This is a genomic window from Acidovorax sp. GW458-11-26-14-TSB4 (assembly GCF_059423865.1).
The window spans coordinates 58693-69065 of sequence record NZ_JBWKYR010000006.1 but is presented as its reverse complement, the minus strand read 5'-3'; the positions used below and the strand labels follow the sequence as shown (position 1 = coordinate 69065).

Annotated in this window: 10 protein-coding genes and 1 tRNA gene; 4 read left to right on the top strand and 7 right to left on the bottom strand. The window is 66.5% G+C overall.

From position 1 onward, the window contains the following. Positions 1–2: 2 nt before the first annotated feature. The 6 genes from AC07X5_RS14575 to folC form a co-directional block, all read right to left on the bottom strand. A tRNA-Ala gene (locus AC07X5_RS14575) sits at positions 3–75 on the bottom strand. A gap of 100 nt (positions 76–175) precedes the next feature. Next, positions 176–1606, bottom strand: a complete 1431-nt coding sequence (gltX, locus tag AC07X5_RS14570) for a glutamate--tRNA ligase (RefSeq protein ID WP_494770738.1) — start codon at positions 1604–1606, stop codon at positions 176–178. Between the two features lie 181 nt (positions 1607–1787). Then, the gene (purF, locus tag AC07X5_RS14565) at positions 1788–3293 is read right to left on the bottom strand and encodes an amidophosphoribosyltransferase (protein ID WP_494770737.1); all 1506 of its coding nucleotides are present in this window, start codon (positions 3291–3293) and stop codon (positions 1788–1790) included. Positions 3294–3364: 71 nt separating this feature from the next. Further along, positions 3365–3853, bottom strand: a complete 489-nt coding sequence (locus tag AC07X5_RS14560) for a CvpA family protein (RefSeq protein ID WP_494770956.1) — start codon at positions 3851–3853, stop codon at positions 3365–3367. A gap of 26 nt (positions 3854–3879) precedes the next feature. Beyond that, complete coding sequence (locus tag AC07X5_RS14555; RefSeq protein ID WP_494770736.1) at positions 3880–4794, bottom strand: SPOR domain-containing protein; 915 nt, start codon at positions 4792–4794, stop codon at positions 3880–3882. 24 nt (positions 4795–4818) lie between these two features. After that, on the bottom strand, positions 4819–6147 hold the full coding sequence (gene folC, locus AC07X5_RS14550) for a bifunctional tetrahydrofolate synthase/dihydrofolate synthase (protein ID WP_494770735.1): 1329 nt from the start codon (positions 6145–6147) through the stop codon (positions 4819–4821). A 57-nt stretch (positions 6148–6204) separates the two neighbouring features. Here folC and AC07X5_RS14545 point away from each other — a divergent pair, with 57 nt between their 5' ends. The 4 genes from AC07X5_RS14545 (at position 6205) to argG (ending at position 9237) form a co-directional block, all read left to right on the top strand. After that, positions 6205–6597 carry an arsenate reductase gene (locus tag AC07X5_RS14545; RefSeq protein WP_494770734.1) on the top strand — a complete coding sequence of 131 codons (393 nt, stop codon included), beginning with the start codon at positions 6205–6207 and terminating at the stop codon, positions 6595–6597. A gap of 147 nt (positions 6598–6744) precedes the next feature. Next, the gene (locus AC07X5_RS14540; RefSeq protein ID WP_409960788.1) at positions 6745–7371 is read left to right on the top strand and encodes a glycine zipper 2TM domain-containing protein; all 627 of its coding nucleotides are present in this window, start codon (positions 6745–6747) and stop codon (positions 7369–7371) included. Between the two features lie 184 nt (positions 7372–7555). Further along, positions 7556–7873: a pyrimidine/purine nucleoside phosphorylase gene (gene ppnP, locus AC07X5_RS14535; protein ID WP_409960787.1), complete on the top strand. Its 318-nt coding sequence runs from the start codon at positions 7556–7558 to the stop codon at positions 7871–7873. A 23-nt stretch (positions 7874–7896) separates the two neighbouring features. Further along, on the top strand, positions 7897–9237 hold the full coding sequence (gene argG / locus AC07X5_RS14530; protein WP_494770733.1) for an argininosuccinate synthase: 1341 nt from the start codon (positions 7897–7899) through the stop codon (positions 9235–9237). A gap of 57 nt (positions 9238–9294) precedes the next feature. On the opposite strand, the gene murB is transcribed toward argG, so the two are convergent. Beyond that, complete coding sequence (gene murB / locus AC07X5_RS14525; RefSeq protein WP_494770732.1) at positions 9295–10368, bottom strand: UDP-N-acetylmuramate dehydrogenase; 1074 nt, start codon at positions 10366–10368, stop codon at positions 9295–9297. Between the last annotated feature and the right edge of the window lie 5 nt (positions 10369–10373).

Genomic DNA, 10373 nt, shown 5'->3' with positions numbered 1-10373 from the left:
GGTGGAGGTAAACGGGATCGAACCGATGACCTCTTGCATGCCATGCAAGCGCTCTCCCAGCTGAGCTATACCCCCACTTGGCGCAGCTGGAAATACCTTCCCAAACTGCCTTTTGTCGACTTCATTCACACTGTGTATGTCGTCTTCATCAGAGACTCAAATTATAGACAGGTTTTTAGCCGTTTTGCAAACGAACGCGAATTTTTTCGCGCCCAAGCAATTCGAGCACCGCATCGACCGATGGTGTATGGGCCGTGCCCATCGTCAGCACGCGCACGGGCATGGCCAGTTGGGGCATCTTCAGGCCGTGGGCCGCCAGCACCTGCTTGAAGGCGGCGCTGATGGCGGCCTTATTCCATTCGCAGGTGGCGAGCGCTTCGGACAGCGCGACCATGGCGGGACGGATGGCGTCCGTCACATGCTGGGCCAGTTCGGCCTCGTTCGGGGTCACATCGCCATAGAACACCTGCGCCCAGTCGGCAAGGGCCACCGTGGTGTCGCAGCGGTCCTTGAACAGGGCGCAGATGCGTGGCAGGCGGCCATCGGCCAGGTCGGCGGCGGCCAGGCCACGCTTTTGCAGCTGGGCCGAGACCAGGGTGGCCAGGGCCTCGTCGTCCATGGCCTTGAGGTGCTGGGCATTCACCCAGCGCAGCTTGGCCTCGTCGAACTGCGCAGCGCTGCGGCCCAGGTGGTCGAGGTTGAACCATTCGAGAAACTGCGCGCGGCTGAAGATCTCGTCGTCGCCGTGGCTCCAGCCCAGGCGGGCCAAGTAGTTGACCATGGCGTCGGGCAGATAGCCTTCGTCGCGGTACTGGGTGACGGGCTTGGCGCCGTTGCGCTTGCTCATCTTCTCACCCAGCTCGTTCAACACGGTAGGCAGGTGGGCATAGACCGGCGGCTCCTTGCCCAGGGCGCGGAAGATGTTGATCTGGCGCGGCGTGTTGTTCACATGGTCGTCGCCGCGGATCACGTGGGTGATGGCCATGTCGATATCGTCCACCACCACGCAGAAGTTGTAGGTGGGCGTACCGTCGGGGCGCGCGATCACCAGGTCGTCGAGCTCATCGTTGCTGATCTCGATGCGGCCCTTGACCTTGTCGTCCCAGGCGACCACGCCGCCCTGCGGGTTCTTGAAGCGCAGCACGGGCTGCACGCCTTCGGGGATGGCCGGCAGGGTCTTGCCGGGCTCGGGGCGCCAGGTGCCGTCGTAGCGCGGCTTTTCCTTGGCGGCCATCTGCTTTTCGCGCAGGGCGTCGAGGTCGGCAATGCTCATGTAGCAGGGGTAGACCAGGCCCGTGGCCTTAAGGTCTTCGAGCACGGCACGGTAGCGGTCCATGCGCTGCATCTGGTAGAACGGGCCTTCGTCGGGCTGCATGCTCAGCCATTCCATGCTTTCCAGGATCACGTCCACCGCCACCTGGCTGGAGCGCTCCACGTCGGTGTCCTCGATGCGCAGGATGAAGTCGCCGCCCATGGCACGCGCAAACGCCCAGGGGTACAGGGCCGAGCGGATGTTGCCCAGGTGGATGAAGCCCGTGGGCGAGGGCGCAAACCGGGTGCGCACGCGGGCCGTGGCGGGTGTGGAGGTGGTGTTCTGGTCGGTCATAGTCTTGTAAGGTGGGCCGCCCTGCCCTGCGGGCCATGGTGCAGGCGAAAGGCGGCGTTCAATGCCAATAATGATAGGTGCCGGGCGGGCCCGCCCTGAAACGGCATGGGCGCCCCGATGATCGGCGCGCCCACGAATGGCTTGTCAACGAAGGATGCCGGCCCTCGAAAGAGCCTGTTTCTTATGCGTCCTGTGCGTTGGGCAGTGCCAGGCGCGAGGTGTCCTCTTCGTTCTCTTCCACGCCCACACGGCCTTCGTTCAGGCGCGCAATCTCGTCGGCGGTGATGTCGCCGGTCACATAGGTACCGTCGAAGCACGAGGCATCGAAGCCCACGATGGCCTTGTTGAGCGAGCCCACGGCCTTCTTCATGCCATCCACGTCCTGGTAGATCAGCGCGTCGCAGCCGATGACCTGGCGGATCTCTTCCACCGTGCGGCCATGGGCCACCAGCTCGCTGCTGGTGGGCATGTCGATGCCGTAGACGTTGGGGTAGCGCACCGGTGGTGCGGCGCTGGCCAGGTAGACGTTGCGGGCGCCAGCGTCGCGCGCCATCTGCACGATCTCGCGCGAGGTGGTGCCGCGCACGATGGAGTCATCCACCAGCAGCACATTGCGGCCCTTGAACTCGCTGGCGATCACGTTGAGCTTCTGGCGCACGGACTTCTTGCGCACGCCCTGACCGGGCATGATGAAGGTGCGGCCTACGTAGCGGTTCTTCACGAAGCCTTCGCGGTACGGCACGCCCAGCAGGTGCGCCAGTTGGGTGGCGCTGGGGCGGCTGGACTCGGGGATGGGGATGATGACGTCGATCTCGTTGGGCGGCACGGTGGAGACCACGCGCTTGGCCAGGGCCTCGCCCAGGTTCAGGCGCGCCTGGTAGACCGAGATACCGTCCAGCACCGAATCGGGGCGCGCCAGGTACACGAACTCGAAGATGCAGGGGTTGAGCTGCGGGTTCTCGGCGCACTGGGCCGAATGCACGGTGCCGTCCAGCGTGATGAACACGGCTTCGCCGGGCTCGATGTTACGCTCGAACACGTGCGAGGTGCCCTCCAGCGCCACCGATTCGCTGCCCACCATGACGTTGCCATCGGCGCTGCGGCCGATGGCCAGCGGGCGGATGCCGTGCGGGTCGCGGAAGGCCAGCAGGCCGTGGCCGGCGATCATGGCGATCACGGCGTAGGAGCCCTTGATGCGCTTGTTCACGGCGCGCACGGCGGTGAACACATCTTCAGGACGCAGCGGCACGCCGGCCGTGGCGCGATCGAGCTCGTGCGCGAATACGTTGAGCAGCACTTCCGAATCGCTCTCGGTGTTGGTGTGGCGGTGGTCGGTCTGGAACAGCTCGGTGCGCAGCGTCTGGGCATTGGTCAGGTTGCCGTTGTGCACCAGCACCAGGCCGAAGGGCGCGTTCACGTAGAAGGGCTGGGCCTCTTCCTCGCTGTAGGCATTGCCTGCCGTGGGGTAGCGCACCTGGCCCAGGCCCACATTGCCCGGCAGGGCCCGCATGTTGCGCGTGCGGAACACGTCGCGCACCATGCCCTTGGCCTTGTGCATGAAGAACTTGCGGCCCTGCTGGGTCACGATGCCGGCGGCATCCTGGCCCCGGTGCTGCAGCAGCAGCAAGGCGTCATAGATCAACTGATTGACGGGCGTTGTACTGACGACGCCGACGATTCCACACATAGTTCGTTTCCATCCGTTTGCGGGAACATCCCCGCTGCAAACCCACCACAGCGGCTTCTGGCCACTGCGTATCACGAAGGCAAGTGCCTCGTAAATTCTTCCGGAAGCACCGGTTTCAACCCCTCCAGCACCTGGGCCAATACCGGCGCCCCACGCGACTCCTGCCACCAGGCGGCCTCATGCATCGGCGTGAGCCGGGCCACCACGGCCACGGCCATCAGCAGCACCAGCCCCCGGAGTACCCCGAAAGCCGCACCGAGCGTGCGGTCCACCGGGCGCAGGCCGATGGATTCCACCAGCTTCTTGGCCAGCCAGGCCAAAAAGCCCCACGCAAAGACCGCGCCGATGAACACCAGCGCAAACCCCGCGGCATAGCGCAAGCTGCTCTCGGGCTCTCCCATGGGCAGCAACGCTGCCACATCGCTGGCCAGCCACTGCGCCGCAAAGAACGCCACCACCCATCCCACCAGGGACATCACCTCGTACACCAGGCCGCGCCAGGCCCCCAACAGCATGGAGGCCAGCAGCACGGCCACGAAAATCCAGTCCAGCGCCGCCATCACCGGCGCAGCAGCCTGCTCCGGCATCAAAGCGTCAGCACCGATGCCGACAGTTCCAGCGAACGGATCTTGCCGGCCGCCTTGTCCGCATCCGCGCGGTTGTTGTAGGGGCCCACGCGCACCCGGGTGCGCTTGCCGTCCTTGGTATCCACCACCTGCACAAAGGTCTTGAGGCCGGCGCGCTCCACCTTGGTGCGCGCCTCGCGTGCCTTGTCCGCGTCGGCAAAAGCCCCCACCTGCACGATGAAGCGGGCGTCTTCGGCACTGGCCGGGGCTGCTGACGCCGCCACGGCAGGCGCCGTGGTCCGGCCCTCCAGCAGGGCGCGGGCGCGGGCCGCTTCGTCGGTGCCGCTGCTGCGGGCCGGCGCGGCAGGCGCAGGCGCAGGGGTTGCTGCGGCAACCGGCCTGGGCTCGGGCTTGTGTTCAGGTTTGGGGGCGGGTTCCGGCTTGGGCACGGCCGCTACCACGGGGGGCTTGGGCACCAGAGCCGGCTTGTTGGGGCCGGCGATGATTTCCTCGCCTTCGCTCAGGCCATTGCCGGCACTGCCCTGGCCCGGCGCCGTGCGGCCTGCTGCAGGCTGCGGGGCCGGTGCGGACTGGCGCGCCACCGCCGCAGAAGCCGGCGCGGCCGAGGGGGCCTGCGCAGCAGCCGGTGCCGGTGCCGGCGCGGGCACGACCACGGGTGCGGTCTTGTTGCGGTCGGGAATCTCTATCGGTATGTCCACCGCAATGGGGCGCGGCTGGGTGTCGAACAGCAGCGGAAAGCCCACCACGCCCAGGGCCACCAGCACGGCCGCACCGATCAGGCGGTGGCGCGCACGCCGGCGCATCGCTTCGATGCTTTCGGCCTGGGGCGCAGCGCGTGAGCGCTTGGCAGCCGGCTTGTCGGCCGGTGCGGCGGGTTCACTCTGACCGGGCCACCGAAACTTGAAAAATGCCATGGAGTTGCGACTCGTGCGGAGCGCTTACGCGCCCAGATGTTTGGCGTGCAGGCGGGGAGTGCCGTTGACCAATACCCCGCCCACCGTGAAGAACGAGCCAAAGACCACGATTCTATCAGCCGGGTCTGCCGCCGCCACGGCTGCCTGCAGTGCCTGCATGGGGTCTTGGTGCACGCTGGTGGCCACCTCGCGGCGCCCGCCGGCCACCATCTGCAGGGCATTCCATTTCTGCTGCAGCGCGGCGCCCGTCTCGGCTCGCGCCGTGGGCAGGCTGGTGAAGTACCAGCGGTCCACCAGCGGCCCCACCTTGGCCAACATGGTGGCCAGGTCCTTGTCCGCCATGGCGCCGAACACTGCGTGCGTGGTGGGGAAAAAGCCCATGGCATCGAGGTTGGCCGTGAGCGCTGCCACCGAATGCGGGTTGTGCGCCACGTCCAGCACCAGCGTGGGCTCGCCCGGCACGATCTGGAAGCGCCCGGGCAGCTCCACCATGCCCATGCCCGTGCGCACCGCCTGCGCGGTCACGGGAATGCGCTCGCGCAAGGCTTCGAACGCGGCCAGCACCCCCGCGGCATTCACCAGTTGGTTGGCGCCACGCAGCGCAGGATAGGCCAGGCCCGCATAGCGGCGGCCGCGGCCCGCCCAATTCCACTGCTGCTTGTCGCCCGAGACGTTGAAGTCACGGCCCGAGAGCCACAGGTCGGCCCCGATGGCAGTGGCATGGTCCACCACGCTCTGCGGAGCCATGGGGTCGCTCACGATCGCCGGGCGGCCGGCGCGCATGATGCCCGCCTTCTCGCGGCCGATGCTCTCGCGGTCCTTGCCCAGGAATTCGGTGTGGTCGATGTCGATGCTGGTGATGATGGCGCAGTCGGCATCGATGATGTTGGTGGCGTCGAGCCGCCCGCCCAGGCCCACTTCCAGGATTGCCAGGTCCAGGCGGGCCTGGCTCATGAGGCGCAGGATGGCCAGGGTGGAAAACTCGAAATAGGTCAGCGAAATGGCCTCGCCGCCCTGCACGCGGGCGGCCTCCACGGCCGCGAAGTGGGGTACCAGATCGGCGGCGGCCACGATCTCGCCGTGCACACGGCAGCGCTCCTCGAAGTGCACCAGATGCGGCGAGGTGTACACCCCCGTGCGGTAGCCCGACTGCAGGCCCACGGCCTCCAGCATGGCGCATGTGGAGCCCTTGCCATTGGTGCCCGCCACGGTAACCACCGGGCAGTCGAAGCGCAGCGCCATGCGGCGCGCCACTTCGCTCACACGGTCCAGGCCCATGTCGATGTTGTGCGGGTGCAGGCGCTCGCAGTGCTGCAGCCAGCCGTCCAGGGTGTCGATATTATTCGTGTCCATACAGTCCGCGATTGTCGCCGAGCCCACGGTCGCGCACATCCTGAACCCGCAGTAACCATGACAAACGCAAGCACCACCATCACCCTTTACGGCATTCCCAACTGCGACACCGTGAAAAAGGCGCGCACCTGGTTCACCGACCAGGGCCTGGACTACGCCTTCCACGATTTCAAGAAGCAGGGCTTGCCCGCCGGGCACCTGCCCGGCTGGCTGGCCGCCGTGGGCCGGGACAAACTGGTGAACCGCCAGGGCACGACCTGGCGCAAGCTCGATGCCGATACCCAGGCCGCGGTGAAGGACGACGCCAGCGCCAGCGCCCTGCTTCAGGCCCAGCCCAGCGTGGTCAAGCGCCCCGTGGTGGAGTGGAAAACAGGCGGCAGCACCCGGATTTCGGTCGGTTTCGTGCCCGAAACCTGGAACGAATGGCGAAAGGGCGGCTCCAACCCCTGAGATTTCCGTGATCCAGCGCCTGGAAAGCGGAGATATTGCACAAATCTTTACGCAGTTTTACGGCCTGCCCACCCGGTTTTGACCGGCCCGGCCTAAACTTTTCAACAGTCTGGTGCGTTATGCACTGACCCTGAAAGGAGTTTCTCCATGAAAAAGATCGTCATTCTTTCCGCCCTGGCCGCCGTTGCCACCATGGCCAGCGCCCAGGAACAGGGCCGCGTGCTCTCGTCCACCCCCATCGTGCAGCAGGTGGCCGTGCCCCAGCAGGTGTGCAACAACGAAACCGTGTACAGCGGCAACCGCACCTCGGGTGGCGGCGCCGTGCTGGGTGCCATCGCCGGCGGTGCCGTCGGCAACCAGATCGGCAAGGGCAGCGGCCGTGCCGCGGCCACGGCCCTGGGCCTGATCGGTGGCGCCGTGCTGGGCAACAACATCGAAGGCAATGGCCAGCCGCAGTACGAGAACGTGCAGCGCTGCCACAACCAGACCTACTACGAGAACCGCACCGTGGGCTACAACGTGGTCTACGAGTACGCTGGCCGCCAGTACACCACGCGCACCCAGTACGACCCGGGCCGCTGGATCCCCGTGAGCGTGCAGCCGGGCCAGACCTATTCGACGGAGCCCGCCTACCAGCAGGGCTATGCCCAGCCCGGCGTGGTCACCTCGACCTACCCGGCGCCCCCACCCACCTACGTGACGCCCCCGGTCACGGTGATCGAGTACGGCTACGACCGCTCGTACCACCACCCGCGCAATCCCTACTGGCGCTGAGCGGGCAGCCTGGGCAGCCGGCGGCATGCGCACGCTGCCGGCCCAGTGACCATTGCCATTACGGGCCGCCCTCCCCCTGCGCCAGTCCTTCAAAGAGCCCTTCGGGGCTCTTTTTTTTGCCTGGCGCGGCGGCGCCGGTACGGTGGCCTAAAATCAGGGGTTTCCCTCCAACCAACGCGCATTCATGACCACCGAAAAAATCGACGGCGTGTCCGTCACCACCCAGGCCAATGTGTACTTTGACGGCAAGTGCGTGAGCCACAACATCACTTTCCCCGATGGCACGAAGAAGTCGGTGGGCGTGGTGCTGCCCGCCACGCTGACCTTCAACACCGGCGCGCCCGAGATCATGGAATGCGTGGGCGGCGAGTGCGAGTACAAGCTCGACGGCACGGACGCCTGGGTCAAGTCCGGCGCGGGCGAGAAGTTCAGCGTGCCCGGCAACTCCAAGTTCGAGATCCGCGTGGCCAGCGCCTACCACTACATCTGCCACTTCGGCTGATCCGCGAGAAAGCCCAGACCGACATGGCCACCATCCTCCAGAACCTGCCCCTGAACGAAAAGGTCGGCATCGCCTTCTCCGGCGGTCTCGACACCAGCGCCGCGCTGCGCTGGATGAAGAACAAGGGCGCCCTGCCCTACGCCTACACGGCCAACCTGGGCCAGCCCGACGAGCCCGACTACGACGCCATCCCCAAGAAGGCCATGGAATACGGCGCCGAGAAGGCACGCCTGGTGGACTGCCGCACGCAGCTTGCGCACGAAGGCATTGCCGCCCTGCAGGCCGGCGCCTTCCACATCAGCACCGCCGGCATCACCTACTTCAACACCACACCGCTGGGCCGTGCCGTCACCGGCACCATGCTGGTGGCCGCCATGAAGGAGGACGACGTCAACATCTGGGGCGACGGCTCGACCTTCAAGGGCAACGACATCGAGCGCTTCTACCGCTACGGCCTGCTCACCAACCCTTCGCTCAAGATCTACAAGCCCTGGCTGGACCAGCTGTTCATCGACGAGCTGGGCGGCCGTGCCGAGATGTCGGCCTTCATGACCAAGGAAGGTTTCGGCTACAAGATGAGCGCCGAGAAGGCCTACAGCACCGACAGCAACATGCTGGGCGCCACGCACGAGGCCAAGGACCTCGAATTCCTGAACAGCGGCATCCGCATCGTGAACCCCATCATGGGCGTCGCGTTCTGGAAGGACGACGTGCAGGTCAAGGCCGAGGAAGTCTCGGTGCGCTTCGAGGAAGGCCAGCCCGTGGCCTTGAACGGCGTGGAGTTCAACGATCCCGTGGGGCTGATCATGGAAGCCAACCGCATCGGTGGCCGCCATGGCCTGGGCATGAGCGACCAGATCGAGAACCGCATCATCGAGGCCAAGAGCCGCGGCATCTACGAAGCCCCCGGCCTGGCGCTGCTGCACATCGCCTACGAGCGCCTGGTGACCGGCATTCACAACGAGGACACCATCGAGCAGTACCGCATGAACGGCCTCAAGCTCGGCCGCCTGCTCTACCAGGGCCGCTGGTTCGACCCCCAGGCCATCATGCTGCGCGAAACCGCCCAGCGCTGGGTGGCGCGCGCCATCACCGGCACGGTGACGATCGAACTGCGCCGCGGCAACGACTACTCGCTGCTGAACACCGAATCCCCCAACCTGACCTACGCGCCCGAGCGCCTGAGCATGGAAAAGGTGGAAGACGCACCGTTCTCGCCGGCCGACCGCATCGGACAGCTGACCATGCGCAACCTGGACATCGTGGACACGCGCGCCAAGCTGGGCGTGTACTCGCGCGCCGGTCTGCTGTCGCTGGGTGGCAATGCCGCGCTGGCCCAGTTGAACGACAAACGCGGCGAGTAAACCGCCTCCAGCGCATGAAGAAAGCCACCCTCGGGTGGCTTTTCTTTTTCAGAGTGGCTACACGACCACCGGCTCGGGCTCGAGCCGGATGCCGAAGCGCTCGTAGACACTGGTCTGGATGGCCTTGGCCAGGGTCATGACCTCGCCGCCGGTCACGCTCTGCTCGCCGCGCCCGCGGTTGACCAGCACCAGGGCCTGCTTTTCATAGACCCCCGCCTTGCCGATGGACTTGCCCTTCCAGCCGCAGGCGTCGATGAGCCAGCCGGCCGCCAGCTTGATGCTGCCGTCGGGCATGGGGTAGTGCACGATCTTGGGTTCGCGCGCGATGATGTCGGCGCACTGCTCGGGCGAGACCGTGGGGTTCTTGAAGAAACTGCCGGCATTGCCCACCACGGCGGGGTCGGGCAGCTTGGCGCGGCGGATGTCGCACACCCACTCGAACATCTGCCGGGCCGTGGGGTGGTCTACGCCGGCCTCGGCCCGGCGGCGCTCCAGCTCCAGATAGCCCAGCACCGGCTTCCAGGGGCGCGGCAGGCGAAAACGCACATGCGTGATCACCGCGCGCCCGGCCAGGCCCATGCCGCGCGGCAGGCCGCCGGCCACCTCGGGCTGCGCGGGGGCGTGCTTGAACACCGAATCGCGGTAGCCGAAGGCGCACTGGGCGGCGTCGAGCGTGAACCGCTCGCCCGTGGCCAGGTCGATGGCATCCAGCGACTCGAAGCGGTCCTGCAGCTCTACGCCGTAGGCGCCGATGTTCTGTACCGGCGATGCACCCACGGTACCGGGAATCATGGCCAGGTTTTCGAGGCCCGGGTAGCCCTGGTCCAGCGTCCAGGCCACGCAGTCGTGCCAGACCTCGCCGGCACCGGCCTCCACGATGAAGGCCCGGGGCGTTTCCTCCACCAGGCGCAGGCCCTTGATCTCCATCTTGAGCACCACCGGACGCACGTCGCCGGTCAGGATGATGTTGCTGCCGCCGCCCAGCACGAAGACCGGGCCGCCAGACAGTTCTTTATCGGCCAGGAAGGCCGCAATATCATCGGCAGAATGCACGCGAACCAGGGTCTGGGCGCGCGCGGCGATGCCGAAGGTATTGCAGGGCTGCAAAGGGACGTTTTTCTCGACTACCATTGGCC